General features: G+C 68.6%; 25 protein-coding genes. 22 read left to right on the top strand and 3 right to left on the bottom strand.

The annotated features are described in order from the left end of the window. Positions 1-103 precede the first annotated feature (103 nt). Together SPOPO_RS0103760 and SPOPO_RS27580 are read left to right on the top strand one after the other, a co-directional pair. Positions 104-1,333, top strand: coding sequence for an EAL domain-containing response regulator (locus SPOPO_RS0103760; RefSeq protein WP_033384892.1), 1,230 nt, complete (start codon positions 104-106; stop codon positions 1,331-1,333). Positions 1,334-1,425: 92 nt separating this feature from the next. Continuing rightward, positions 1,426-3,396, top strand: a complete 1,971-nt coding sequence (locus SPOPO_RS27580; protein WP_019873443.1) for an ATP-binding protein — start codon at positions 1,426-1,428, stop codon at positions 3,394-3,396. 25 nt (positions 3,397-3,421) lie between these two features. On the opposite strand, the gene SPOPO_RS27575 is transcribed toward SPOPO_RS27580, so the two are convergent. Together SPOPO_RS27575 and SPOPO_RS27570 are read right to left on the bottom strand one after the other, a co-directional pair. Next, positions 3,422-3,904, bottom strand: coding sequence for a CAP domain-containing protein (locus SPOPO_RS27575; protein WP_019873442.1), 483 nt, complete (start codon positions 3,902-3,904; stop codon positions 3,422-3,424). A gap of 347 nt (positions 3,905-4,251) precedes the next feature. Next, positions 4,252-4,899 carry a hypothetical protein gene (locus SPOPO_RS27570; RefSeq protein WP_019873441.1) on the bottom strand — a complete coding sequence of 216 codons (648 nt, stop codon included), beginning with the start codon at positions 4,897-4,899 and terminating at the stop codon, positions 4,252-4,254. 14 nt (positions 4,900-4,913) lie between these two features. Between SPOPO_RS27570 and SPOPO_RS27565 the strand changes: the two genes are divergently transcribed. After that, positions 4,914-5,438, top strand: a complete 525-nt coding sequence (locus tag SPOPO_RS27565; RefSeq protein ID WP_156869541.1) for a hypothetical protein — start codon at positions 4,914-4,916, stop codon at positions 5,436-5,438. A gap of 219 nt (positions 5,439-5,657) precedes the next feature. Here SPOPO_RS27565 and SPOPO_RS27560 read toward each other — a convergent pair whose 3' ends face one another. Beyond that, positions 5,658-6,356: a tyrosine-protein phosphatase gene (locus tag SPOPO_RS27560; protein WP_019873439.1), complete on the bottom strand. Its 699-nt coding sequence runs from the start codon at positions 6,354-6,356 to the stop codon at positions 5,658-5,660. Positions 6,357-6,807: 451 nt separating this feature from the next. On the opposite strand from SPOPO_RS27560, the gene SPOPO_RS0103735 reads away from it, so the two are divergent. The 19 genes from SPOPO_RS0103735 (at position 6,808) to SPOPO_RS0103655 (ending at position 24,930) form a co-directional block, all read left to right on the top strand. Further along, positions 6,808-8,313: an ABC transporter substrate-binding protein gene (locus tag SPOPO_RS0103735; protein WP_245541695.1), complete on the top strand. Its 1,506-nt coding sequence runs from the start codon at positions 6,808-6,810 to the stop codon at positions 8,311-8,313. A gap of 94 nt (positions 8,314-8,407) precedes the next feature. After that, the gene (locus SPOPO_RS27555) at positions 8,408-9,565 is read left to right on the top strand and encodes an LLM class flavin-dependent oxidoreductase (RefSeq protein WP_019873437.1); all 1,158 of its coding nucleotides are present in this window, start codon (positions 8,408-8,410) and stop codon (positions 9,563-9,565) included. Further along, the gene (locus tag SPOPO_RS0103725) at positions 9,562-10,656 is read left to right on the top strand and encodes a phosphotransferase (protein WP_019873436.1); all 1,095 of its coding nucleotides are present in this window, start codon (positions 9,562-9,564) and stop codon (positions 10,654-10,656) included. The genes SPOPO_RS27555 and SPOPO_RS0103725 overlap by 4 nt, the downstream gene beginning before the upstream one ends. Then, positions 10,656-11,660: a DUF7065 domain-containing protein gene (locus SPOPO_RS0103720; RefSeq protein ID WP_019873435.1), complete on the top strand. Its 1,005-nt coding sequence runs from the start codon at positions 10,656-10,658 to the stop codon at positions 11,658-11,660. The genes SPOPO_RS0103725 and SPOPO_RS0103720 overlap by 1 nt, the downstream gene beginning before the upstream one ends. Beyond that, positions 11,657-12,667, top strand: a complete 1,011-nt coding sequence (locus SPOPO_RS0103715; RefSeq protein ID WP_019873434.1) for a DUF7065 domain-containing protein — start codon at positions 11,657-11,659, stop codon at positions 12,665-12,667. The genes SPOPO_RS0103720 and SPOPO_RS0103715 overlap by 4 nt, the downstream gene beginning before the upstream one ends. Positions 12,668-12,696: 29 nt before the next feature. Further along, positions 12,697-14,343, top strand: a complete 1,647-nt coding sequence (locus tag SPOPO_RS0103710; protein WP_019873433.1) for a phytoene desaturase family protein — start codon at positions 12,697-12,699, stop codon at positions 14,341-14,343. A gap of 34 nt (positions 14,344-14,377) precedes the next feature. After that, positions 14,378-15,046, top strand: coding sequence for a TetR/AcrR family transcriptional regulator (locus SPOPO_RS27550; RefSeq protein WP_245541694.1), 669 nt, complete (start codon positions 14,378-14,380; stop codon positions 15,044-15,046). Between the two features lie 71 nt (positions 15,047-15,117). Next, the gene (locus tag SPOPO_RS27545; RefSeq protein WP_019873431.1) at positions 15,118-15,699 is read left to right on the top strand and encodes a TetR/AcrR family transcriptional regulator; all 582 of its coding nucleotides are present in this window, start codon (positions 15,118-15,120) and stop codon (positions 15,697-15,699) included. Between the two features lie 177 nt (positions 15,700-15,876). After that, a complete protein-coding gene (locus SPOPO_RS33550; protein ID WP_084670873.1) occupies positions 15,877-16,347 on the top strand; it encodes an FAD-dependent oxidoreductase in 471 nt (156 codons plus the stop codon). Further along, complete coding sequence (locus SPOPO_RS0103695; RefSeq protein WP_084670872.1) at positions 16,344-16,637, top strand: FAD-binding protein; 294 nt, start codon at positions 16,344-16,346, stop codon at positions 16,635-16,637. Before SPOPO_RS33550 ends, SPOPO_RS0103695 begins: the two co-directional genes overlap by 4 nt. A gap of 24 nt (positions 16,638-16,661) precedes the next feature. Then, positions 16,662-17,387 (top strand): FAD-binding protein, encoded by a 726-nt coding sequence (locus tag SPOPO_RS0103690; RefSeq protein ID WP_169577152.1) that lies wholly within the window; start codon positions 16,662-16,664, stop codon positions 17,385-17,387. Next, positions 17,287-17,538, top strand: coding sequence for an FAD-binding protein (locus SPOPO_RS36120; RefSeq protein ID WP_425424119.1), 252 nt, complete (start codon positions 17,287-17,289; stop codon positions 17,536-17,538). Before SPOPO_RS0103690 ends, SPOPO_RS36120 begins: the two co-directional genes overlap by 101 nt. A 167-nt stretch (positions 17,539-17,705) precedes the next feature. Continuing rightward, positions 17,706-18,326, top strand: a complete 621-nt coding sequence (locus SPOPO_RS31905) for an SDR family NAD(P)-dependent oxidoreductase (RefSeq protein ID WP_019873428.1) — start codon at positions 17,706-17,708, stop codon at positions 18,324-18,326. 904 nt (positions 18,327-19,230) lie between these two features. After that, entirely contained in the window at positions 19,231-19,569 is a 339-nt protein-coding gene (locus SPOPO_RS0103675; protein ID WP_019873427.1) for a hypothetical protein, read from the top strand. 23 nt (positions 19,570-19,592) lie between these two features. Continuing rightward, positions 19,593-20,060, top strand: coding sequence for a hypothetical protein (locus SPOPO_RS34715; RefSeq protein WP_019873426.1), 468 nt, complete (start codon positions 19,593-19,595; stop codon positions 20,058-20,060). After that, on the top strand, positions 20,057-22,093 hold the full coding sequence (locus tag SPOPO_RS27535; RefSeq protein ID WP_051098272.1) for a branched-chain amino acid ABC transporter permease: 2,037 nt from the start codon (positions 20,057-20,059) through the stop codon (positions 22,091-22,093). The genes SPOPO_RS34715 and SPOPO_RS27535 overlap by 4 nt, the downstream gene beginning before the upstream one ends. Next, a complete protein-coding gene (locus tag SPOPO_RS32340; RefSeq protein ID WP_051098270.1) occupies positions 22,090-22,908 on the top strand; it encodes an ABC transporter ATP-binding protein in 819 nt (272 codons plus the stop codon). Before SPOPO_RS27535 ends, SPOPO_RS32340 begins: the two co-directional genes overlap by 4 nt. Then, positions 22,901-23,596, top strand: a complete 696-nt coding sequence (locus SPOPO_RS0103660; RefSeq protein ID WP_019873425.1) for an ABC transporter ATP-binding protein — start codon at positions 22,901-22,903, stop codon at positions 23,594-23,596. Before SPOPO_RS32340 ends, SPOPO_RS0103660 begins: the two co-directional genes overlap by 8 nt. Continuing rightward, complete coding sequence (locus tag SPOPO_RS0103655) at positions 23,593-24,930, top strand: hypothetical protein (protein WP_019873424.1); 1,338 nt, start codon at positions 23,593-23,595, stop codon at positions 24,928-24,930. Before SPOPO_RS0103660 ends, SPOPO_RS0103655 begins: the two co-directional genes overlap by 4 nt. Positions 24,931-24,939 lie beyond the last annotated feature (9 nt).

Genomic DNA, 24,939 nt, shown 5'->3' with positions numbered 1-24,939 from the left:
AGTTTGTTGAGCAGGACTAAGTTACCGAGTGCGATCGATTGATTGCAGGCAGGTGAATTCCGGGGGTTCGGGGTCGCCGTGGTGCACGACAGGACGTCCGCCCATGCTTAGGCGGTTCGCGGACGCCGATGTGCTGCTCGTCGACGACAACCCGGCGAACATCACCTTGCTGCGCGCGATTCTCGAGCGGGCCGGACTGCAGCACCTGCGCGCGTACACCGACCCGCGGGAGGCGGTCGGCACGCTCGACCATCCACCAGATCTCGCGCTGATCGATCTGCACATGCCGCACCTGGACGGGTACGCGGTCCTCGACGAGCTCGTCGACCACGCCGCGGGGACCTATCTGCCCACGGTCGTTCTCACGGCGGATCCCAGTCCCGAGGCCTTGCGGCGAGCGCTCCAGCGGGGTGCCCAGGACTTCGTCACCAAGCCGTTCGATGCGACCGAGGTGGTGCTGCGCGTTCGCAACCTGTTGCAGACCGGCTCGCTCCACAAGCAGCTGCGACTGCAGAACCGCTGGCTGGCCGGACGGCTCAGTGAGCAGCGCGCTTTCGCCGCGGCCGAGCGCGACGCGCGGGTCGAGCAGTACGAGCGCATCACCTCCGTTCTGCGTCACGGGCACCTCACCACCGTCCTCCAGCCGGTGACCGACCTCAGGACCGCCTCGATCGTGGGTCTGGAGGCGCTCTCGCGGTTCGCCGCGGAGCCGTCGCGTCCACCCGACGTCTGGTTCGCCGAGGCCGAGCGGGTCGGTCTGGGTGTCGAACTGCAGCTCCTCGCGATCGAGCACGCGGTGCTGGCCCTGAAGGATCTGCCGTCCGAGGTCTTCCTCGCGATCAACCTCACGCCGGGCGTGATCCTGGACCGCGAACGCCGGTTGATGGCGCTGGCCGAACCGGTCCTGGACCGTCTGGTGCTGGAACTGACGGAGCAGATCCCCGTCGAGGACTATGACGTCCTGAACGCCGCCGTCGCCCCCCTGCGGGCGGGCGGGGCCCGCCTGGCGGTCGACGACACCGGCGTCGGGTACGCCGGTCTGCGGCACCTGATCGCACTGGCGCCGGACGTCGTGAAGCTCGACATGTCATTGACCCGCGGAGTCGATCGCGACCCCGTCCGCCGGGCCCTGGCCAACGCCCTCGTGCACTTCGGCCGCGAGACCGGCGCCCTCGTGGTCGCTGAAGGCGTCGAGACCGCGGCCGAGCTGCAAACCCTGCGCGACCTCGACGTGCCGTGGGTCCAGGGGTACTTCATCGCCCGGCCCCAATCCCTCACCGAGGTGCTGCGCATCTGCGACCGGCGACCCGGTCCACCAGGACCACCGAACTAGTCGAGTAGTCGCCGAGGGGGGAACCGCGGATGCCGAACACCCGATCAGCCGGCGGCGCTCCGCCTGCGGCGTACACGGATCATGACGAACCCTTGCCGTCGGGCCAGATCGCCCGCTGGTGGTCGGACCGATCCCTGCGGTCGAAGGGTCTGCTGGTCCTGGCGCTGCCCCTGGCGATGTTCCTGTCGTCGGCACTGGTGTTCCTGTTCGTCCTCTCCGAGGTGGGCAAGTCCCAGGACCGGGTCGGCGAAGCGCGCCGGTCGCAGGACCAGCTCACCCTGCTCTACGCCTTGGTGCTCGACGGCGAATCCGGCGTTCGCGGCTACCTGGCCAGTGGCGACCGGAGCTACCTGCAACCGACGGAGCGAGCCCGGGAAGAGCTGCCGGAGGCCATTGCCGCGCTGACCCGGGACGTCGGTGACGACGCGGCACAGGCGGGGCGCCTGCAACGACTGCAGAGCATCCTCGAACGGGGATACCAGCTGCGGCCTCCCCCCGGGGGGCGAGCTGCGGATGGAAACGTCGCGCAGTCCTGGCTCGAGGCCCAACGCGCCTCGACCGAGGAATTTCGTGGCGTCCTGGCCGACATCCGGAACACCGAGCACCGTCGACTGGCGGACCGGCTGCACGAACGCGACACCTGGATCGAGCGAGCCCGCGCGACGACGGTGATCGCTCTCGGAGTCGGTGTCGCGGGCGGGCTTGCGGCCACCCTGGCCTTCACGCTCGGAGTCTCCCGGCGCCTCGAACGGGTGGTCGCCAGGACCGACCGGCTGCGCGAGGGCGAAGTCCCCGACTTCGTCGATCCCGGGCAGGATGAGATCGGCGTGCTGTCCCGTCGCCTGACCGAGGTGGCGTCGCGTTGGCAGCTGTGGAAGGCGGAGGCCCAAGCGGCCCGGGTCGCGGCGGAGTCGGCGAACCAGGCCAAGAGTGAGTTCCTCTCGCGCATGAGTCATGAGCTGCGTACTCCGATGAACGCGGTGCTGGGGTTCGCGCAGCTGCTCGAGCTGGACCTGCCGATCGAGCACCGGGACAACGTCCGGCAGATCCGGCGGGCGGGGGTGCACCTGCTCGACCTGATCAACGAGGTGCTGGACATCTCCCGCATCGAGTCCGGCCAGCTCACCCTCTCCACGGAGCCGGTGCGCGTATCCGACGTCGTCGGCGAGGTCACCGAACTGATGGGTCCCATCGCGGCGCAGCGTGGCGTCACCCTCCGCGCATCGCACGCGCTCAGCTGCACCTGCCACGTGCTCGCCGACCGGCAACGGGCCAAGCAGATCGTGCTGAACCTCGCGTCCAACGCGGTCAAGTACAACAAACCAGGTGGGAGCGTCGAGCTGCGCTGCGTGGTCGAGGACGGCACCGCGACCGTCGAGGTGGCGGACGACGGCATCGGCATCCCCGAGGCCGACCTGGACCGGTTGTTCGTCCCCTTCGAACGGCTGGCGGCCGCCAACAGTGAGATCGAGGGGACCGGCGTCGGTCTGGCGATCTCGCAACGGCTCGCCAACGCCATGCAGGGACGGATTGAGGTGGCCTCGACGGTCGGCCAGGGCAGCACGTTCCGGCTCGTCCTGCCGACCGCGCCGGCGCCGGCAACTCCGGCCCCCGCGCTCCCCGCCCCGCGGCCGGGGACGTCGGCCGTGCCGGCCGCTCCGAGCGCGGAGCTCACGGTGCTCTCGGTCGAGGACAACCCGGCGAACATCCGGCTGCTGCAGGAGATCGTCAGCCGCCGACCCGCCTGGCGGCTCGTCAGTGCTGGGCAGGGGCAGCTGGGCCTCGACATCGCGACCGTCGACCCGCCGACTCTGATCCTGCTCGACCTTCACCTGCCGGACATGCGCGGGGAAGAAGTGCTCCGCCGCCTGAAGACGGAGGATCGCACCGCCTCCGTCCCCGTGGTCGTCGTCAGCGCCGACGCCACCCCCGGCCAGATGGACCGCCTCCTCGCCGCCGGCGCGGCGTCGTACCTGACCAAACCGATCGAGGTCTCCCAGCTGCTCGGGGTTCTCGACCGCATCTCCGGCACCGCCGCGTTCGGGGAGTGGTCTGAAATCTGATGCAGTGTCAGCGCTGTGCTGGGGATCAGTAGCCGAAGTTCTGGACGGAGTACTCGCCGGTGGTGTTGTAGCCGATGCCGATGTAGCGGAACTGGCAGTTGAGGATGTTGCGGCGGTGACCGGGGGAGTTCATCCAGGCGGTCATGACGCTGCTGGGCTTGTCGTAGCCGCGTGCGATGTTCTCGCCGCCGGGGGACTTCCAGCCGGCGGCGAGCTGGCGCTTCACCCAGGAGCGGCCGTCGACGGAGGTGTGGCTGAAGGAGCGGGTGCGCGCCATGTCGTCCGCGTGGCGCTGGGCGGACCTGGTCAGGGCCTTGGCGACCTTGAGGGGGCGGCAGCCGTGGTCGGCGCGGATGTCGTTGACCGAGGCGACGATGCCGTTCTTCATGGTGGTGCGGCTGGTGGCGGCGTTGGCCTGTTCGGCGGTGGCGGTCAGGCCGCCGAGCGTGATCGCGGCGAGGGTGGCGAGGGCAGCGGTGCGGGTCAGTGGCGTGCGGGCGTGCGTCATCGACGTCTCTTTGGACGAGGGGTGGAGAATCTCCGCGCGTAGAGGCGGAGGGGCCGTGGTGGCCGTGAGGTCTGTGGTCGGCGGGTTCGCCCGGTTGTTCCGGCTGCGTGGTGCCGACACTGGACATGTCGGATTTCCGCGGCGGTGATCTTGAGGGCCGGCGGGGGTGAATTTTTCTGGCCCGGGACCGCGGTCGCGGCCGGGCCGGTGGCGCCGGGGACCGCCGTCGCTGCGCCGGTGGGGTCCGCGTCGGCGAGCCGATCCCCGATCAGTGGAGCGTCACCTTCGACTCCGACGTCACCGCAGCGCACCCCGGTCGCGCGCGCGATCACCCTCGGCTGCCGCGGTCAGGACTCCAGCGATGGTCCGTCAGATTTGCGGAGCGCAGCCCTCCGCTCGCGTTCGCGGTAGCTGTAGGCCGCTTGGCGGACGGCGTCCTCGCTCTCGAAACCGGTGCCCAGGGCGCCGGCCACGACGGCCATCGAGCTGGCCAGCCAGGTGACGGTCAGGTAGTCCCCGACGTGTGGAGGGTGGCCGATCTGGGCGTGGAAGTACCCGGGGTCCATGGTGAAGGTCGACGCCCCGAGCACGACGGCGAAGACGCCCGCGTACATGACCAGCACCCCGATCAGCAGGGTGAAGACCGTGGACAGGTTGTAGAGCCTCGCGCGTGCACTCTGCGCGGGCGGAGTCCACAGGTGGTGGTCGAGGATCAACCACACCACCATCAGGGAGACCGCGAACGCCGCGGCGGCCGTGAGCTTGAGCCCGCCGAGGTGGAGCGCCAGCTCCCAGACGCTGGAATTGACGAGGACGTACGCGCCGATCGCCAGCGCGGCCGCCAGCGCGCTGGTCAGGCCCGAGACGAGTCGCCACGGCCGGTTGGCCCGGACCATTCCGACCAGCAGGCGCCAGCGGCCGCGCGTGGCGAGGATCCGCAGGTCGATCCGGTCGGCAGCTTGCTGAAGGCAGGCGAACGGTTCGGGTAGTTGCAATTCAGGATCGCTGGATGCCGCGCCCTGAGCGTCGTCAGGTGCAAGCCTCCTCGGTCGGCATCGCCTACGGCGGAACCTTCGACGTCCCGCAAACTCTGATCCGGACACCACTGCAAGACGGCGACAGCTGGTCCGGGCGCTGGCGCGCCGGCGGGACCCGCGGCACCACGGACACCACCGTCACCGGTACCGAGACGATCACGGTTCAAGGCCGTGGCCTCACGTGTTACGTGCTGACGCGGGACACCACACTGAACGGCGACGTCATCGGCATTCAGCACCAACAGACATGCTGGGCACCGGAACTCGGAATGCCCGCCCGCGACGACCACCGGGTGGACGGGACCTATCAAGGCGTCAGATTCTCCGCCCGGGTACGGATGGAACTCATCACCCTGCCCGTCGGGGAGGCGCAGCAGCCGGCCGGCTCAGCGCACGCACCCGGTTCAGCCGCTTACGGGTTCGCTCACGCCGGGGCATCGCCGGGGCAGGCGACATCCAGGGTCCACCGCCCCGCTGCCCGAAGAGCGGACGGCTGAGCTCCGGCGCGCAGAGCATCGCCCTCCAGGGTAGGTCGGTGACCGACCTGATTAACGCTTTACCCCCTCGCCCGTCCTGGGACAGCATCGACGGTGCTGAGCCGGGGCCATCTCCCCGTTGAGCTCCGGCCCGACGCTGGTGTCAGCGGCCAGGGCGCCGGGATGAACGAACGCATCCACCCGGCACGCCGGGAGGCCGCACTACTCCGCGTGCAGTCTTCAGTCGGCGTCGCGTTCGATGAGGGCCTCGCGCAGAACGTCCAGCGATTCCGGGCGCAGGCCGTGCGCGAGTAGGTATCCCTCAGCTCCCCCGAAGCGGCCACGCAAGGCATCGAGGGTTGCCTGCAGAACGCGGGGTGGGCTGCCCATCAGTGTCACCAGCTTCTGGGTACTGATTCCGAGCTGCTCGCTCTTGGCGGCGATATGGGTCCGCAGTTCCCCGGTGAGGAACTCCTCGGTGAGGCCGTAGTCCTGAGCGACGACCTCATCGGCCGCGCCGATTGCCGAAAGAGTCAGCCCGATGACCAGCCCGGTGCGGTCCTTCCCTGCGCTGCAGTGCACGACGGCCGGAAGCGTCTCTGGGCTGGCGAGCAACCCGATGGCCGAGACAATCTCCGGCGCGCACTGTTCCAGGATCTGGAGGTAGAGCGGCTCCAGATCTGTCACCGTGCCGACGATGTCCCGCTGCCGGAAGATCGGGTTACTCACTCGCGCGAAGGTGCCAGCATGATGGGGTGCGGGGGCGTCGCCAGCTTCGACGGTCTCGCGCAGATCCACCACGGTGCGGATGCCGAGTCCGGTCAGTTGGGCTCGTGTCGCCTCAGAGATGCCATGGAGCGTCCCGGCCCGGTACAGCACACCCCAACGGGTCGTGCCGCCGGCGACGGGATAGCCGCCGACGTCGCGAAAATTGTGCATGTCCTCGACCTCGATGAGGCGCGAGCGCCCGCGAGGCGAGCCCGCCTAACGACAACGACAACGACAACGGCATGCGGCACCAGCACGACGCTGAACCCGCCTCCGGATGCCGGCCGCGACGACCAGCCTGACGCACATGCGATCAAGCTCATGAAACGCGAGGCCCGCGAGCTCGCGCTGCCGCGCCACGCTGGCTGCGTCAGCTGCGCGGAACGCCGCATTGCGCGGCCGTGCAACTAACGGCACCCGCACTCCGGCGCGGCTGTCCCCGTCACCGTCGCCGCTGCGCGCACACACTGTCTAGGCGTTAGTGCCGTCTACCCGAAACTCCCTCTAGATGCGGCATATCGAAGCCGAGAATTGCGGACACAACCGCTAGACAAGGTGTTTGCGGCGGCGCACACTAGCGACAAGGCACGGGTGTTGCCTGCACTGATTTCTGGAGGACGGCATGCGCTCACGGTTTTCGGCCGCGCGCCATCGGAACAGCCGCGCCGATCGCCGTGTTGCTGCAGCTCTGGTGGTCGCGATGGTGGCGGTAGTTGCCCTGGCGGGGTGTGGCTCGCGCCGTGACTACGAAGAGTTCGTGGCCGCAAATACGGCGGGCGGCGTCGCGGTCGAGCAGACGGACGGCGGCATGGTGGCCGCGCCGGGCAGCGCGGGGGGGGCAGCCGCCGCATCGGGTGCAGTCCCCGCTGGCACGAGCACCGCCCGCGGGTCCGCGGGTAGCGCGACGGCGCCTGCCGTTTCTGCGGGGAAGAGCCCGCAGGGCACCGCCCCCCGGCCAGATCCCGCAGCGGGCGCCGCGGCTTCGGGGAAGTCCTGTGCGATCTCCGGATCGACTATCACCATCGGCAACATCGCCACGCAATCGGGCTTCCTCGGTGAGTTGTTCAACGGTCTGCCGGAGGCGTTGCAGGTCTGGGTCAAGGCGGCCAACGCTTGCGGCGGACTGGGGGGGCACCCGGTGCGCTTGATCTCGGCCGATGACGGCGGGGATCCAGCCGTCGCGCTGACCCTTGCCCGCCGCCTCGTGGAGAAGGAAGGCGCGATCGCGTTCGTCGGATTGGCGAACCCGTTGTCCGTCCAGGGTGTCGCGTCGTACCTGAAGGACGAGGGAATTCCTGCCATCGGCGGGGAGTCCAGCTCAACGGTCTACTACACCAATCCCGTCTTCTTCCCGATCGGTCCTCACGCGGCCGTGATCGGCGGCGCGACCGCCGACGTCGCCATCAAGCGAGGGGCAAAGAAGCTGGCGGTCTACTACTGCATCGAGGTTCCCAATTCCTGTGGGCCGCCGGGGGCGGCCAAGGACCTGGCTGTCGGTTCGCCTGCGATCAAGCGCATCGGCGGCGAGGTCGTGATTTCACAGCCTGCTTCGGTAGCTGCGCCCAGCTACACCTCGCAATGCATCGCCGCCAAGCGTGCGGGAGTTGACGGGATCATCGTGATCCTGGACGGGCCGAGCATCGGGCGCTTCGCCGGCAATTGCGAAGCACAGGACTATCACCCGAAGTTCATCGGCATCAGTCTGGGAGTCAGTCGCACCCTGCCCGAGTATCCGCAGCTGAACAAGGACAACTTCTTCGCACCGTCCATCGTGTTCCCCTGGATGGACCGTTCGCTGCCCGCGACGCGTGCCTACAGTGACGCGGCCATCAGGTACTTCGGCCGCCCGATCGTGGGGCCGAGCCCGGCGATGGCCTGGGCGTCGGGCGTGCTGGCGCAGGAGGCCACCAAGGGCGGCCTGCCGGCGAACCCGACCCCCGCCGACATGCTCAAAGCGATGTACACGGTCAAGAACACCAACCTCGGAGGCCTGACCTCACCTCTGACGTTCACGACCCAGCTGCCGCGGGTCATGACCTCCTGCTACTTCGTGCTGGGGTTGTCGAACAAGCAGTACCTCGCGCCGGAGGGGGCGAAGTGCGTCCCGGTGGACATCCGGTACCCCTGAGTTGGCGAGTGCCCAACCTGGCCGAACCACCGCCGTCACCCCCATCCGCGCAATCGCCTGATCCGCCCCGTCGCATACTGACCAAGGAGATCCCGTGCCGAATCGCGTCCGCTTCGCCGTCCCGTTCGACAATCACCGGACCACGCCGCTGTCGATGATCGCGCCCTTCACTGCTGGGCTGGAACAGGGTGGCATCGACTTCCTGTGGCTGTGGGACGAGCTGTCCTGCTGGTTCCCGGGCAATCTGTGGAACACGCAGAACTCGCCGGCGGCGGACTTCGTCGACGGATCGGCCACTCACGACCCCTTCGTCGAAGCCGCCTTCGCCCTCGCTGCCAACCCGCACGCCAATGTCCGGGTCACGACTGACGCCGTCCGCTCTGCGCCCGCGGAGCTGCTGCGCAAGATGCTGACGCTGGCTCACGGCACCGACGGGGACGTCGTCTGCGCGTTAGGTGCCGGCGAGCTGCGCCAGACGAAACCGTTCGGCTACAAGCGGGCTGAGGGTCTCAAGCGGCTGGAGGACATGTTCGTTCTCATGAACAAGCTCTGGGAGGCCGACGCGCCGTTCAGCCACGAAGGCAACATCTGGAACTACAAGAACGCCTTCATTGGCACCTCCCGTCCAGAGAAGCGCCCGGAGTTCTGGGCGCTCGGCGGCGGGCCGATGCTGCTGGAGATCGCGGCCAAGCATGCGGACGGCTTCGAGGCCGCCGTGCCGCAGGCGATCACCACGCCCGAGAAGTTCGCCGATCAGGTGAAGGCGGTCCGCCGGCAGGTCGAGGAGTTCGGCCGGGATCCCGACGCCTTCGGGTTCGGCATTTGGAACATCTGCATCTGCCACGACGACCCCGACACGATCGATCGCATCGTGCGCAACCCGCTCGCGAAGTACTTCGCCGCGCAGTTCGGGCGCCTGGACACCAAGAGCTGGGCCGACGAGGGCTTCAATTCCGTGATGCCGGAGAACTGGCACTACGCCATGCACTGGGCCCCTTTCGAACAGTCGGACGAGGAGATCAACGCTTTCGTCTCCAACGTCAGCGACGCGATGTCACGCGCCGCGTTCTTCGTCGGCTCCCCGAAGGAGATGGCGGAGATCAATGCCCAATTCGTCGAGGCGGGCGCCAGTTTCGTCGGCCACCTCGACTTCTCGCCGCTCGTGCTCGGTCCGGCCGACGCGCAGGACTCGGTCCGCCGTGCGATGGAGGTCGCCGCACAGACAAACGCGCTGGTCGAGGCGTCGGCGTGACCGCCCCGGTCACCAAGATCGACGAACTCGACAGCGCCTGGCTGACCAGCGCGCTGCAGGAAACGGGTCGGCTCGCGGCCTCTCAGAAGGTCGAGGTCGTCGAGGCGACCGAACTGACCGCCGGCGTCGCGTTCAGCACCCGCATGTATCGCCTCCACCTCCAGGGCCCGGCGGATCTCCCGGCCACGGCGATCGTCAAGCTGCCCGTCGAGGGCCCGGTGCGCGACCTTCTCAACGCGATCGGCGCCTACCGCAAGGAGTGCACGTTCTACCGTGACTTCGCGCACGAGAGCCCCGTCCGCGTCCCGGCACCGCTGGTGGTGGTCTTCGACGAAGACACCTCCGACTTCGTGCTCGTCATCGAGGATCTCGTCGAGCACACCCCGATGGATCAGCTCACCGGAATGACCCTGGCCGAGGCGGAGACCGCGGCGCGCGAACTCGCCCGCTTCCACGCCCAGTGGTGGCGGCACGATCGCCTGGACGTCTACGCCGGCTCGTTCCCGGCACTGGACTCCGCGACGGGCCGCGGGCTGCTCGGGCAGTACGGGCAGGTCTTCGGGGCCGTCTGGCCGGCGGCCTGTGCTGCTACCGGTGTCGACGGGGCGGTGCGGGAGTTCGGAGAGTCCCTGCCCGGGCTGCTGGAGCAACTCGCCGCAGCGCTGGGGGAGCCCCGAACCCTCGTGCACGGCGAACTGCGCGCCGAGAACCTCTTCCTCGGCGCCGGCGGCGAGCTGGTCTTTGTGGACTTCCAGACCCTGCAGCAGGCCGCTGGGCCCGTGGACCTCGCCTACCTGATCAGCCAGAGCCTGCCGACCGAGGTCCGGCGGGGCCACGACGAGCGTCTGGTCCGGATCTACCACGACGAACTGGTGCGGTCCGGGGTCGCGGACTACCCGTGGGTCGAGGCCTGGACGGCCTACCGGCTGGCCGTCGCCTACAACCTCGTCCTGCCCGGGATGGCCTTCATGACCTACGAGCACGTCGGCGAGCGCCAGCAGGCTCTGCTGGTCGCCATGATCCAGCGGGCGGCCCACTGCATAGCCGACAACGACAGCCTGTCGTTGATTCAAACGCAGGTAGGCAACTGATGGTCAGTCAGGTTGTGGAGGCCCGGCAGTACCGGCCGCACTACCTCCGTGCGATCGACGACCTTCCGCACGAGATCGGCCCGGCACCGCTGTGGTCGGAGAACTACCTGAGCTACGCCTCGTTCCCGGACGCCGGGATCTCCATGTGGCTGCACCTGGGCCGACCCACCTACGACCCGCGGATCTGGCAGGAGATCGCGGTGGTGTTCCTGCCGGACGGGACGCTCGCGTTGGCCAAGGCCACCGCGCCGGCCCACTCCGCGGAAAACCCGGAGGCGGCGGCCCTGTCCTACCGGTGCGACGAGCCGTTCCGGACGTGGACCAAGACCTTCCACGGCGCCGCCCGCGTGGTGTCGCCGGACCAACTCGTCGGCGGCGCGCTGACCGACGGCCCAGCCGTCCCGCTCTCGTTCGATCTGCGGTGGCAGGCCCGTGGTCCCGCCTTCGACATGGACCTGTCCCAGCAGACCTGGGCGAGCGCACACTACGAGCAGAACTGTGATGTCACCGGCACGATCTCCTGGGACGGTCAGGGGCCGCTGGACATCGCGGGCGCGGGGCTTCGGGACCACTCCTGGGGGGCCCGCGACTACTCCAAGGTAGGCCGGCACTGTTGGCTGCACGCCCGGTGGGACGACGGGCGGGCGTTCATGATCTTCCACCTCGTCGCGCCGAGCGGACACGTGCTCTCCCACGTCACCATCGACCGCGGTAACGGCCCCACGCCGGCGAAGCTGATCAGTGAGGCGCCGCTGATCTCCGACCTCGCCGCCGCGGGCGGCGATTACGTCCTCGAGATCACCTCCGAGGACGGGCCGGTGACGATCACAGCCGACGTGGGGGACGTCGCGGTGATGTCCCTCACCGGCGAGAGCGAACTCGTCCTCGGGGCGGACCCGAGCCCGGTCAGCTCGCACTGGCTCTGCGAGGGCGCGACCCGCTTCACCTGGGACGGGGCGGACGGACACGGCCTCTCCGAGCGAACCGTGCGGAGGACGCCATGACCGCCCAGGATCTGACGAGGCATCCGCTGCCGCGCGGGCTGACCGAGCGGGACGAAGGGGTGCACACTCCGGTCGACCTGCCGGGCTGGTCGGAGAACTACCTCACGCAATTCTACGCGCCCGCGGCTGAGATCGGGTACTTCTTCCACCAAGGCCGCGCGGCGTTCGACGTCGAGCTGTGGAACTACTTCTTCGTCGCGTTCCTGCCCGGTGACCGATTCGCCGTGGCGAACTCCTTCGCCTACGGCGGAGGGTTGGCGGGACCGGACGGCTGCGGGTCGTTCTTCCGCTGCGAAGATCCGTTCCAGCGCTGGACCAAGGGGCTGCGCGGCGCAGTCAGCGTGGTCTCCGGCGAGCAGCTGCGCGCGGGTCCGTTCGCCGAGGGTGAGCACACGGTTCTGGAGACCGAGCTGGCCTTCGAGGCCTGGGGGCCGGCCTTCGACCTCGGGAAGCTCAACAACGACAGCTGGGCTACCGCGCACTACGAGCAGCACGGCTCCGGCTCCGGCCACCTCACTCTCGGCGCCGAGCGTGTCGAGTTCACCGGCTCCGGCCTGCGGGACCACAGCTGGGGGCCGCGCGACATGTCGCGCATCGACCGGCACATTTGGATCCACGGCCAGTTCCCCAGCGGGCGGACCTTCGAGCTGTTCCACCTGACCGGTGTCGACGGGCGGCAGGAGACCCACGCGATCGTCGGGGACCGCGAGAGTTACGCACCCGCCGAGGTGGACGTGACCGACCTGCCGCTGCTGAGCGATGCGACCAACGCGGCCGAGCCCTACAGCTTCACGCTGAGGACCGCCACGGGCGCGGTGACGGTGCGGGCTGAGGTACTCCAGGTCGCCCCGCTGTCGCTGGCCGGGCCCAGCGAACTCCTGTTCGGCATGCACGGTGCGGACACCGCGCACCACAACCTGCTCGAAGCGATGACCCGCTTCGAGTGGGACGGCGAAATCGGGCACGGGCTGACCGACCGCACGATCCGGCTCCGACCCCTTCCCTGATGCGACCCCGGATCCACCCAGGAGGAACGATGAACCCGTTCGACACCGACCTTCCCGGCGTCATCCGCTACCAGGTGGCGACCACCAGCAGTGGCACCTACGACGCGATCATCGTCGGTGGCGGGCACAACGGACTCGTCGCCGCGGCCTTCTTGGCGAAGGCCGGGCGTCGGGTTCTGGTCCTGGAGGCGCGCGAGGTGGTCGGAGGGCTGTGCTGGTCCCGGGAGATGACGAACGCGCCCGGTTACCAGGTCTCACCGTGCTCGCTGGAGTTCCTCCTCACGGGGGTCAAGCCCTCCGTCATCGATCAGCTGAACCTGGCCAAGTACGGCCTGAAGTGGGTGTACCCGACCACGCTGACCACCGGCCTGTTCCCCGACGGGTCCTACATGCCGTTCTACAAGGACCTCAGCAAGACCGTGGAACACATCCGTCGGTTCTCTCGGCGCGACGCCGTCAAGTACGAGCAGCTGGTCGGGCAGATTACGGCCACCTTGTCGGCCGCGATGCCATATTTTCAGGGCCATCCCTTCCGCGTGCGGCCCGCGATGCTGGCGCAGACCATGAAGCACCTGGCCAAGGGCCGCAAGGATGTCGCCCGCGGCGCTCGGGTCTTCCTCAATTCGATCGAGTCCGTGCTCGAGGAGAACTTCGAACGCGAAGAGGTCAAGGCGCCTCTGGGTACCTACTCCCTGGCCAGCTGGGGACCCATCGCCGAGCCCGGCAGTGGGGTGTACATGGCGGTGCTGACCGGCATCCACCAGTGGGGGGTGCGCCGACCGATGGGCGGGAGCGGGCAGTTCACCCGAGCCCTGGCCGCCTGCGTCGTCGATCACGGCGGTGAGATTCGCGTCGCGACCCCGGTGCGGCAGATCCAGGTCCGAGGCGGCCGGGCGACAGGGGTCGAGCTCACAAACGGTGAAGTGATCGCGGCCAAACAGGTGATCGGAGCGGTCGACCCGTACACCCTCATCGAGCGTCTGGTCGACCCGAAGGAGATCCCGGACGACACGCACGGCGAGATGCGCGGAATGCAGGTCTCGCGGCACGGGGTGTACATCTTCAAGTCCGACATGGCGCTCAGCGGTCGCCCCACGTTCCCGAAGCTCAAGGGCGAGGTCGACGACGAGGTGATGTCGACGCTCACCCTGTGCCCGACCCTGGAGCATCTGCGGCGGTCGGCCTATCTCGGCATGACCGGGGACTACGACGACAACATCCCGCTGACCACCATCGTGCCGTCGATCTCCGACCGATCGCTGGTGCCGCCGGGCAGCGGCGGGGACACGCTGTACATGTACGCCTTCAACACTCCGATCAAGCTCTCCGGCGGGCGGGACTGGGAGACCGAGTCCGAGCTGTACGTCAAGCGGGCGATGGCGGTGTTCGACAGTTACGCGCCCGGGACCAGCGACATGGTGCTCGACCGGTATGACACCAGCCCGCCCGAGTTCGAGAGCCGGTACCACGTCTACAAGGGCAACTACTCCCATGCAGACCTGAGTCTCGCGCAGCTGGGACCATGGCGGCCCACCCCGTCCCTGGCCGCGTACCGCACCCCGGTGAAGGGCCTGTGGCATTCCGGTTCCGGCGCGTTCCCGATGTCCTATCTGAGCGGGTGGCCGGGCCGGAACACAGCACGCGAGGTGGACCGTGCACTCGCCAAATCTGAGTAGGGCAGACGCAGTGCGTGTGGGCGAGGTGGCCAGGGTGGCCGGGCTGGCGGAGAACTACGCTGGGGCCACCATGACCGCAGTCTCCCCGTCGGGACCAGTGGGCGCGAAGCCCGACCGGCGAGATCTCGAGCGCAGCAGGCTGGTCATCGAGCAACTGTTGCCCGCGGTGGAGAGACTCCTCGCGACGGAGACGTACCCGGGTCTCACCGTTGAACGCATCATCGTCGAAGCCAAGATTTCCCGGTCGACGTTCTACAAGTACTTCGGAGACAAAACCGTCCTGTTGCAGGCGTTGTTGGCAGAGGTCATGGCCGACATCGTGGACGCGACGCGAAGTCTCTGGCAGCTACCGCCTGAGGCAACGCCGGCCGACCTCGAAGATGCGCTGCGCCACGTCTTCACCACTCACGCGCCGCATGCGGGCCTGATGCGAGCAGTCGCCGACGCCGCCGCGCACGAGCCGGCGACAGAACGCGAGTTCCTCGCCCAGGTCGAAGCCGGAACCGTGAACAACGCGGAGTACATCCGCGCCGGACAGCGAGCGGGAGTCTTCCGGGACGACCTCGACCCTGAGGTTGCCGCGGAGTGGCTCACCTGGATGGTCGAACACTCCCTCGCGCAGCTCAGCCTGCGCAAGGGCGAATTCGATCCGGAACGCGCGGTCCAGGCGGCTGTCGCCGTGTTCTGGAAGGGCCTCCATTGACCGATCAGGTCGGCAGATCCTCCAGAGGCCGTCTCGACTCACGGGGCCGCCGCGCTGACATTCGCGGCCGTTTGCTCGCGGCGGTCGAGAACCTCGCTGCCGATGGTGTCTCCTACTCCACCGTCACTGTCGAACGCTTGGCGATGGCGGCCGGCATCTCCCGCGCCACCTTTTACATCTACTTCGAGAGCAAGGCCGACCTCGCCGAGGCCTGGCTCGCGGAGACCCTGAAGGAGATCGCGCGTGCGGCAGTCGGCTGGGAAGAACTCGACGCCGCCCCGTCACCGGAGCGGCTCACTCTGGTCGTCGGCGACCTCATTGACGCCTACACCGCCCATGCCGCACTGCTCGTCGCCGTGCAGGCGGAGGCGACGCAGCATCCGTTGCTGCGGCGGCGGCTCGCCGAGGCTTCCGACATCGCGGTCGACTCGATCCGCGACCACATCGCGGCGGGTCAAGCCGCGGGATGGGTGGACCGCGACCTCCCGGCGCTGGAGACCGCGGCCTGGCTGTATTGGATGTTTGAGAGGGGGCTGCGGCAGCTGGTGACCGGCGCGAACGTCCAGCGCAAGCGCGCTCTGCGCGACAATCTGGCGTCGATCCTGTGGCACGTGCTGTACGGCCCGCCCGTCCCCGCGGGCGGTTCGGCCTGAGCGGCCGTCGGCGGCAGCGCTGGCACGGTCACCATGCGGACGAGTCGTCGATGCTGACGGTCCGGTGGACGCCGTTGATTGCCAGGCGGATGTCGAGCCATTCCCGCTCGATTTTCGATAGGCCTGCGAGTAGGGGCGAAGCCCCAATGCGAGTTCCCGAACGTGAGATGAGGACAGATGAGTGCGTCCGATGTGAGTGCCGATTTCGTGGTGGTCGGGACCGGTATTGGAGGCGTGACGGCCGCGATCGTCGCTGCCGACGCGGGGCTGGACGTCGTGCTGGTCGAACGGGCGGACAAGGTCGGGGGAGTGAGTGGCATCTCCGGCGGTCTGGTCTGGATGCCGCGCACCCGCTACGCAGAGGGATACGAGGGTTCCGCGGCCGCGGTCGACACGTACCTCGTCCACGTCGGGGCCGGATTCAGCGAGGAACCACTGCGGCGCCGTTACCTCGACACCGGCCCCGAGGCGGTTCACTATCTCGCGGACAACGAGCGGAGGGCCACGTCGACAACTTCTTCGGCTGGGCAGACGGCGCGCGGGAGGATTGCCGTGCCCTCGACGTGGAACCGTTCGAGGGCCCCGCTCTCGGGGAGTGGCAGCAACGCACGCTGCGCTCGAAGTTCTTCGGTGGCGGAGTCAACATGAACGAGGTCCGTGGCTGGGGCGGCCTCGGCGCGTTGCCCGCCTGGGACTATGCCCTGATTGCCGAACGGATGGGCCGGGACGCCCGCACGTGGGGCGAGGGCGTGATGGGCTACCTGCTGAAGGCCGCGCTGGTCGACCGCCGCATCCCTGTCCTGCTTGACACTCGCGCCGATCGCCTGATCATGGAGGGCGGTGCGGTCGTCGGAGTGGAGGCCGAGACCGGAAGTGGTGAACGCATCGCCGTGCGCGGGCGCGCCGGGGTCCTGCTCGCCACGGGTGGATACGGCTGAAACACCAACGGGACGATCGAAGCGGTGCCGAGTTTCGGATCGTCCTGCCCGCCCTTTCTGACGGGGGATCACCTGGTGATGGCCGGTGAGATCGGCGCACGTGCCGTGACGCTCCCGCCGATCGGCCTGCACACCGATTTCGGGACCACGTTCCCCGGCGAGGAGTTCGAGGGCCGTCCGCTGTGGCGTTGGCTGTTAGCCGAGATCGGGCAGGCTCACGCGATCCTCGTTAACGACCAAGGACGACGTTTCTGCGACGAGACCTTCTTCTACAACCAGCAGGCCCGCCTGCGGGAGTTCGACACCGAGCGGCGCCGTTACACCAATCTGCCGGCGTACCTGATCTTCGATCAGAACCATCGGGACAAGACCAAATTCGGTCCCTTTCCGCCCGGCGCCGACCTTCCGGACAGCGTCGTGCACCGCGCGGACACTCTGGCGGACCTCGCCGGCAAGCTGGGCGTGGACGCCGCGGGTCTGGTTGCGACCGTGCAGCGTTTCAACGGCTTCGTCGACGCGGCCGCGGACGAGGACTTCGGTCGGAGCAGCAAGCGGTTCGTGTCCTTCACCTTCATCTCTCCGGAAGGGGAGAACTGCATGCTCGGCCGCCTCGAGCACGGGCCGTTTTATGGCCTCGAGGTGGAGATCGGTGGGTCTGGGCGCGAACGCCACCGGGTTAAAGATCGACGAGCACGCCCGCGTGCAACATGTCCGGGGCCGTGCCATACCGGGTCTGTACGCCGCGGGTAATGCCGCCGCCCACACCGACGTCGGGCCGGTGTATATCAGCGGAGGGCTGATGTCCCGCGGGTTGCTCTGGGGCTACATCGCCGGCCGTCACGCGGCGGAGCGAGCCCACGCCGAGCCGGCGAACGCCGAGGCCGCGGGAGCCGCGGAATGATTGCGCCCGCGCTCCGGACGGTTGCTCTCCCTGGAGGGACGGACCGCCGTCGTCACCGGCGCGGCGCAAGGTATTGGCGCCGCGTGCGCCCGCACCCTTGCCGAAGCGGGCGCGAACGTGTTCCTCGGAGACCTCAACACCGCGGGCGCGAAGGAGGTCGCGGACGATTGTCGGGGTGCGGGGGTCGCGTCACCGCCGGGCATCTGGACGTCTCCGATGCCGCGGCGACAACGGCGGCGATCCAGGCGGCTGCCGCCGAACTCGGGGGGATAGACATCCTGGTCAACAACGCCGGCGTCTACCCGCCCACCCCGCTCGAGGACCTCGACGCCGAGGGCTGGTCGAGAGTGCTCGGGATCAACCTCGACGGCGCCTTCACCTGCGTGCGCGCCTGTCTGCCGTTCATGGTCGACGCTCCCCGGGGAGCGACGATCGTCAACATCACCTCGACCGGAGCCCACCGACCTCAGGCGGCCGGCATGACCGCCTACGTCGCTTCCAAGCACGCACTGGATGGCCTCGCCAAGTCACTCGCGTTGGAACTCGGTCCCCGTGGGGTCCGCGCCCTGGCCGTCGCCCCCACCATGGTCGCCACTCCCGGCTTGACCGCCTTGGCCGCGGGTGGGGATGTTGACGCTCTCGCGCAACGGATACACGAGGCCATTCCGCTGCGGCGGGTGGCGGCACCCGAGGACGTCGCCCGAGTCGTCCTGTTCTGTGTCAGTGACCTCGCGTCCTTCGTCACCGGCAGCACAATCTTCGTCGACGGCGGTGCGATGACTGTCTGAGTGCATGGCCTGAGGGTGGAGCCGGATCCCTCGAGCGACCAACCATCGACGCCGCCGGCACCGCCCGCGCCGCAGACCTGGCTACCCTCGACCCGCAGTCAGCCTTCAAGCCCACGGTTCGCGGGCGCGGGCCATGCATCCGCAGTGCCTGCCATGGACGTGCGCCACCTCTGCGGGCGCGCGAGACATCCGTTCATCAATCCTCACGCAGACCGGCCGCGACGGGCGGTTGCCCCGCGTCGGTGGGGGTTCTTGCGCGACCTCCGTCGCCGACTAGGTGCCGAGATGGAGGACTTCTCGCACTCCTCGGAGTACGCAACGCTGGCCCACGACCTGGTCGTGGCCATGGGCGTCATCCCCGCCGGGACCTGCGTGGCCAACATCACCGGTGGGCGGGCTGAGCCGGGGATCGATGTCCTGAGCATCACCAACATTGGTCGCTCACCCGCGACGTGCCTAGCTGGGAAGTGCGGCCGAACAGCCCCGCAGCCCCCGGCGTCGTCTATCCGGAGCGCGGCAACATCCCTAAAGTCAGCTGGGCACAGCTGGCGTGAACGCCGCCGGCTGGTCGATCGCCGCAGGAGTGGTGCCGTTCCTTTGCATTACATTGCACAACCTCACTAGACACAATGTGCATCCGTGAGGATCCTGAGCGCGACAGCGGTTTCACCAGGCAAAAAGGGTCGGACATAGCCTCTAGACATCATGTGCAAGTTCGCCCATCATGGTGGCAAGCGTTGGGCCGACCCTGACGGGTAGCCCCATTCGGCCCTCACCGGGTGACGCGTTTGCTGATCGCCCCCAACTGGATAACTCGGCTGCATCGACGTCAGTGAGCGCTCATTGATCACCACCGATGCCGACCCGAGCGAACTGCCGTCCCGGACGGAGAGGAAGTCTGCTGATGGATCTCGGACAGTGGCTGCGACTCGGCTGGGACCGAGCCGGCGCGTGGGCGTGCGTCGTGCTCGGCGTGGTGGCGCTGGTCGTCGGTTGGATCGGCGTCAGCGACAAGCTGTACACGGCGGAGCAGGTCCCTTACGTGATCTCGGCCGGGTTCGGCGGGCTGTTCCTGCTCGGTCTCGGCGGCATCCTGTGGCTGTCGGCGGACTTGCGTGACGAGTGGACGCAGCTGGACAAGATCGAGGACCTGCTGGCCGCTCAGTCGGAGGAGGCTGGCGCGACCGCCGCCCCGCGTGCGGATGCGCCGCAGTCGGACCACCTCGTGAGTTCGGTGAAGTGAAGACTCGTCAGCGACGGCGGCCGGTGGTTGCCGCCACCTTGTGGAGCCCGGCGGACCTGTTGGTCACGACGATCCTTGTCGCCGTCGGGGTTTGCCTGTGGTTTGTGGGCTGGTACAGCGCGTCGGACAAGTTGGTCGAGGGCGACCAAGTGGTGTCTCTCAACGTCGCGGCCGCGGGGATCATGCTGGCCGGCGCGGGCCTGGTGTCGTGGTTTCTCAACGGGCGGCGCGCGATCCGCAGCCGCCGCCGTCTGTTGATCGAGCGGCGCCGCGCGCAGCTGCGTACGGAGCAGGTGCCGGAGTCTGTCGGCGCTGTCCACGCCGCGTCGTTAGCGCCGCGCTCCTACTCCCCGGTGCTGGTGGCCGGTCCGGACCTGCGGCGATACCACCGCGAGGACTGTCCCCTCGCGGCCGGCCGGGACTGGCCCGCCGCCGCTCGCGAGCAGCACGAGAGCGCCGGTCGGACCCCCTGCGGAGCGTGTCTACCGTGACGACCTTGATCACCCGCGCCGGCAACCTGACCCGCGCGGGACTGAAGGGCAGGCCACAACAGGCCGCTCTGGCTGCCGTGCTCCTCGTCCTCGGCAGCTACTTGGCCTCGGCGAACAACGTGTGGCCGTTCGTCATCAACGGCATCTCCGACGGCTCGATCTATGCCCTCGCTGCCCTCGGTCTGGTGCTGACCTTCAAGACCTCCGGCATCTTCAACCTGGCGATCGGCGGTCAGGCCGCCGCGTCGGCCTACGTGTTCTACAGCTTCCGGATCGACGCCGGGCTGCCCTGGCCGGTCGCCGCCCTGCTGGCGCTGCTGATCGTGGGGATCGGCGGCTCGCTGATCCTGGAGCGGATGGCCTACCTGCTGGCCGAGGCACCGCCGGTGATGAAGATCGTCGCCACCATCGGCCTGCTCGTGTTCCTGCAGTCCCTGCTCACCGGTGCGTACGGGCCGGCGACGTTGCAGTTCTCCCAGTACCTGCCGACCGAGAGCTTCGCGGTCGGCGAGGTGAACGTGCAGGCGTTCCAGGTGATCATCACGGTGTTCGCCCTGGCCTCGACCGCCGGGCTCTACCTGTACTTCAAGCGCGCGCGACTCGGCGTCGCGATGCAGGCGGTGGTCGAGGACCCGAACCTGCTGGCCCTTGAGGCCACGAGCCCCATCGTCGTGCGGCGTTACGCCTGGGCCATCGGGTCCTCGTTCGTCTCGATCTCCGGAATGCTGATAGCGCCGGGCCTGGGCATCCAGGTCAACCAGATGCTCCTGCTCTACGTGACCGCGTTCGGTGCCGCGGCGCTCGGCGGCTTCTCCAGCCTGCCGCTGACGTTCGCCTCCGCGATCGGCATCGGCATCACGATGAACATCCTCTCGGACAAGCTCGCCGGCCAGACCGATGTCGTGCTGTCCCAGCTCTACACCCAGGTCCCGTTCCTGGTGCTGGTGGCGGCGTTGCTGCTGGTACCCAAGCGCAAGTTGATCGAGCGCGGGGCGAAGCGGGCCCGGCGTGCGACCCCGATCCGACCGATCCCGGTGAACCTGCTGGTGCCGGCCGGGGCTGTCGGGCTGGCCGCCGCGGTGATGGTGCCGTTCGTGGTGAGCAAGTCCGACATCAACCAGTACACGACCGCGATCGGGTTCGCGATCGTGCTCGCCTCGCTCGGTCTGCTGATCTGGACCTCGGGCCAGCTCTCGCTGTGTCACATGGCGTTCGCGGCGGTCGGCGCGACGACCTTCTTCCACGCCCAGAACGCGGGATGGCCCTGGCTCCTGGCGTTGCTGGCCGGTGCGTTGGTCGCCATCCCGGTGGGGGCGATCGTCTCAATCCCGTCGTTCCGCCTCTCGGGCACGTACTTGGCGGTGGCGACCTTCGGCTTCGGTCTGCTGTTCCAGAACCTGATCTATGCCACCGACCTCATGTTCGGTCCGGCCGACATCCGGTCGGTTTCCCGACCCGAGCTGTTCGGCCTGAACACCTCCAGTGACCGCGGTTACTACTTCACCGCGCTGGCCGTGTCGCTGGTCTGCGTCGCGCTGATTCTGACGGTGCGTCGCAGCCGTCTCGGGCGGTTGTTGCGCGGGCTCGGTGACTCCCCGGCGGCCCTGGCCGCCCACGCGACCAACACCCGGGTCACCTGCCTGCTGGTGTTCAGCCTCTCGGCGTTCTTGGCCGCGATCGGCGGTGTACTGATCGCGGGCGTGCCGCAGTCGGCATCGGGCAACGCGGGCGGGTCCTTCGGCTACTTCAACTCGCTGGTGCTGGTGGCGGTCCTGACCTTCTGCGGCCGTCGCCCGATCCTGTCCCCGGTCATCGCCGCCGTGCTGTTCGTGGTCATCCGGATCTACGAGCCGTTCAACAGTGAGTTCTTCGTCGACTACCAGGGTGCCCTGTTCGGTGCGCTGGCCCTTGGTGTGGCGATTGCCCCCGCACTGCGGGTGCCGACCGTGGGCCGCCGCGGCGTGGCCCGGGTCGGGCGACGGACGCCAATGGCTGTCCGCGCGCAGCGCGTCCGGGAAGGAGCACCCGCATGAGTAGGGAAGCATCCCAGCTGCCCGGCCTCGACATCGACGACGTCACCGTGCGCTTCGGTGGACTCGTCGCGGTCTCGGGGGTGACGCTCAATGCTCCGGCCGGCCAGATCACCGGGTTGATCGGCCCGAACGGGGCCGGCAAGACCACGACCTTCAACGCCTGTACCGGGGTCGTCCCCACGTCCTCGGGCCGGGTCCGCCTCGGCAACACCGTCCTCGACGGGCACGGGACCTCGAGCCGCGCCGCGCGTGGCCTGGGTCGCACATTCCAGCGCATGGAGCTGTTCGACTCCATGACAGTGGTCGAGAACGTCGAGCTCGGCGTCGAATCGTTCCTGGCCGCGGGCCGGCCTTTCGGCCAGTTGTTCTGCCCGCCGGGGGAGCGTAAGAAGATCGCGGCGCTCGCGAAGGATGCCGTGGAGCACTGCGGCCTCACGCACTTGGCTCGCCGGAACGCCGGTGACCTGTCGACGGGTCAGCGGCGGTTGGTCGAGCTCGCCCGCGCCATCGCCACCCCCTTCACGTTCCTACTGCTGGACGAACCGTCCTCGGGCCTGGACCCGAGCGAGACCGACCGCTTCGGCGAGATCCTGCGCGACTACGTCGCCGAGAGCGGGGTCGGGATCCTTCTGGTCGAGCACGACATGGCGCTCGTTTCCGGGATCTGCAGCTACATCTACGTGCTCGACTTCGGTCGCCTCATCCATCAGGGCCCCACTGCCGAGGCACTGGCCTCGCCGATCGTGCTCGAGGCCTATCTCGGCGCGGAGTCGAGCGCCCTGGAGTCCGCGGCCGAGGAGACCGCCCATGCTTGAGCTGCGGGGCATCACCGCCGGGTACGACACCGGCACTGTGCTGCGTAACGTCGACCTGATCGTTCCCGATTCCTCGGTCGTGGCTCTGATCGGTCCGAACGGCGCGGGCAAGACGACGCTGCTGCGCGTCGCCTCCGGGCTGCTCAAGCCCACCTCCGGTCAGCTGATTCTCGACGGGGTCGACGTCACGGGCCGCCCGCCCGAGGACCTCGCCCGCCGCGGTATCTGTCACGTCCCGGAAGGCCGCGGAGTCTTTCCCGGCCTGTCCGTCGCCGACAACGTCCGCCTCCAGGCGCCGGCCTCGGTGGACAAGCGCGCCATGACTCGCGCCGCCGAGGCGTTCCCGCGCCTGGGGGAGCGCGCTACCCAACTGGCCGGGACCATGAGTGGCGGCGAGCAGCAGATGCTCGCGCTCGCCCACACCTACGTCTCCGATCCCTCGCTCGTGCTCCTGGACGAGGTGTCGATGGGGTTGGCGCCGAAGATCGTCTCGGAGATTTTCGAGTTCCTTGAGGGTCTGGCCCGGTCCGGGAAGTCCCTGTTGCTCGTCGAGCAGTACGTCGCGCGCGCGCTCGAGTTCGCCGACTACGTCTACATCCTCAACCGCGGCCGGATCACCTTTGCCGGCGAACCCGGTGAGCTCAGCGAGAGCGCCGTGGCGGAGTCCTACCTAGGAGCGAGTCGATGACACGCATCGTGATTACCGGTGCCCGGTCCCTGCGGACCGTAGCCGGCCTGGGCGCTCTGGCGGTCCTCGCCGTCGGCACGCTCGTACTCACCGACTCGGTCGCGCACGCCGAGGCGCCCACCGATTACGAGTTGCTCGCCGGGGCGAGCGCGCTCGACATCCATATCGCCGACAACTCGCTCCCGGTGACCCAGACGGTCGACGCCAGCCCCTACGGCAGCACGGCCGCGCTGAGCAGCACCGGAGTGGTCAAGGCCGACGCCGGTGCGCCCTACGCGCCGTTCGGTTACTCCCTGCCCTCGACTCTGACCGGGCTCGGATCAGGTAACCTGCCGGCCATCCCGCCGTTCCCCGGCTACGTCTCCGCCAGCTATCCGAGCAAGTCGATCGACGAGCAGAAGACCGGTGGCTACGAACTGTCGGCGCGCACCGCGGAGCGGTCCTCGCTCGGCAGCGTCAAACTCGGCCAGATCGGATCCGACAACTCCACCGGCTTCGCGGTGGCGCAGGCCACCGCGAACGACGACGGCACCGTCACCACCGGCGGGGCGGCCGGGGCCTCGGCGTTCAGCTTCGGCGGAGTCCTCGACATCGGCCGGGTTTCTTCGGTGCTCTCGCTCACCCAGCCGCAGGGGGGCAAGCCCGTCATCACCGGTGCTACGGACTTGGGCACGGTAACGGTCGCGAGCAACTTCTCCTCCGGTATCAAGGACGACGGTTCTCTGGTGTTCGGGACTCCCATCCCGCTCACGCCGTCCTCGATCGCGACCCTGAACACGGTCCTGGCTCCGTCCGGCCTGGTACTCACCTACCTGCCGCGCACCTTCACCTACACCGACGGCACCACCAGCACCGGCGCGCAGCCCGACGCCAAGAAGACGATCCGGTCCGTGGTCTCCGGTGCGCTGCAGGTGGCCTCCACCCAGAATGTCCCGAGCCAGGGCAAGGTCGACATCGTCTACACCTTCGGCCGGGTCACCCTCTCCGCGACCAACGGAGCAGCCGGAGCGCTCGGCGGCGAGGTCGTGAACTCCACCGTCGGTGCCATCTCGCCCGAGCTCTCGGGCGCGGTCGACGCCGCCGCCGGACAGGTCGACGCCGTCGCGGGCGCAATCCCGCCCGGCGCCGGTGCAATTCCTGATGCAGCCTCAGGTGTCGCTCCCGGCAGTGTTCCGACCGTGGACCTGACGCCGGCGGCCTCGCCCCAGGTCGGACAGATCTCGCTCGCGGGCCGAGCCACCACCGACGGCGCGAGCGTCTACCTGATGCTCGTGTTCGCAGCGCTCGGCGCGCTCGGCGCCGCGCAACTGGTCCGCTTCTTCGCAGTCAAGTAAAGGGAAGCC

The sequence above is a fragment of the Sporichthya polymorpha DSM 43042 genome (assembly GCF_000384115.1).
Lineage (GTDB): Bacteria > Actinomycetota > Actinomycetes > Sporichthyales > Sporichthyaceae > Sporichthya > Sporichthya polymorpha.
Note: the sequence above shows the minus strand (reverse complement) of the source record. Positions and strands in the feature narration are given on the sequence as shown.

What these genes read in the sequence shown, in the direction of transcription:
- SPOPO_RS0103760 (WP_033384892.1), top strand. Translation starts at nt 104, where the DNA reads ATGCTTAGGCGGTTCGCGGACGCCGATGTGCTGCTCGTCGACGACAAC.
- SPOPO_RS27575 (WP_019873442.1), bottom strand. Translation starts at nt 3,904, where the DNA reads ATGACGCACGCCCGCACGCCACTGACCCGCACCGCTGCCCTCGCCACC.
- SPOPO_RS27565 (WP_156869541.1), top strand. Translation starts at nt 4,914, where the DNA reads ATGCCGCGCCCTGAGCGTCGTCAGGTGCAAGCCTCCTCGGTCGGCATC.
- SPOPO_RS27560 (WP_019873439.1), bottom strand. Translation starts at nt 6,356, where the DNA reads ATGCACAATTTTCGCGACGTCGGCGGCTATCCCGTCGCCGGCGGCACG.
- SPOPO_RS0103735 (WP_245541695.1), top strand. Translation starts at nt 6,808, where the DNA reads ATGCGCTCACGGTTTTCGGCCGCGCGCCATCGGAACAGCCGCGCCGAT.
- SPOPO_RS0103720 (WP_019873435.1), top strand. Translation starts at nt 10,656, where the DNA reads ATGGTCAGTCAGGTTGTGGAGGCCCGGCAGTACCGGCCGCACTACCTC.
- SPOPO_RS0103715 (WP_019873434.1), top strand. Translation starts at nt 11,657, where the DNA reads ATGACCGCCCAGGATCTGACGAGGCATCCGCTGCCGCGCGGGCTGACC.
- SPOPO_RS0103710 (WP_019873433.1), top strand. Translation starts at nt 12,697, where the DNA reads ATGAACCCGTTCGACACCGACCTTCCCGGCGTCATCCGCTACCAGGTG.
- SPOPO_RS33550 (WP_084670873.1), top strand. Translation starts at nt 15,877, where the DNA reads ATGAGTGCGTCCGATGTGAGTGCCGATTTCGTGGTGGTCGGGACCGGT.
- SPOPO_RS0103695 (WP_084670872.1), top strand. Translation starts at nt 16,344, where the DNA reads ATGAACGAGGTCCGTGGCTGGGGCGGCCTCGGCGCGTTGCCCGCCTGG.
- SPOPO_RS0103675 (WP_019873427.1), top strand. Translation starts at nt 19,231, where the DNA reads ATGGATCTCGGACAGTGGCTGCGACTCGGCTGGGACCGAGCCGGCGCG.
- SPOPO_RS32340 (WP_051098270.1), top strand. Translation starts at nt 22,090, where the DNA reads ATGAGTAGGGAAGCATCCCAGCTGCCCGGCCTCGACATCGACGACGTC.
- SPOPO_RS0103660 (WP_019873425.1), top strand. Translation starts at nt 22,901, where the DNA reads ATGCTTGAGCTGCGGGGCATCACCGCCGGGTACGACACCGGCACTGTG.
- SPOPO_RS0103655 (WP_019873424.1), top strand. Translation starts at nt 23,593, where the DNA reads ATGACACGCATCGTGATTACCGGTGCCCGGTCCCTGCGGACCGTAGCC.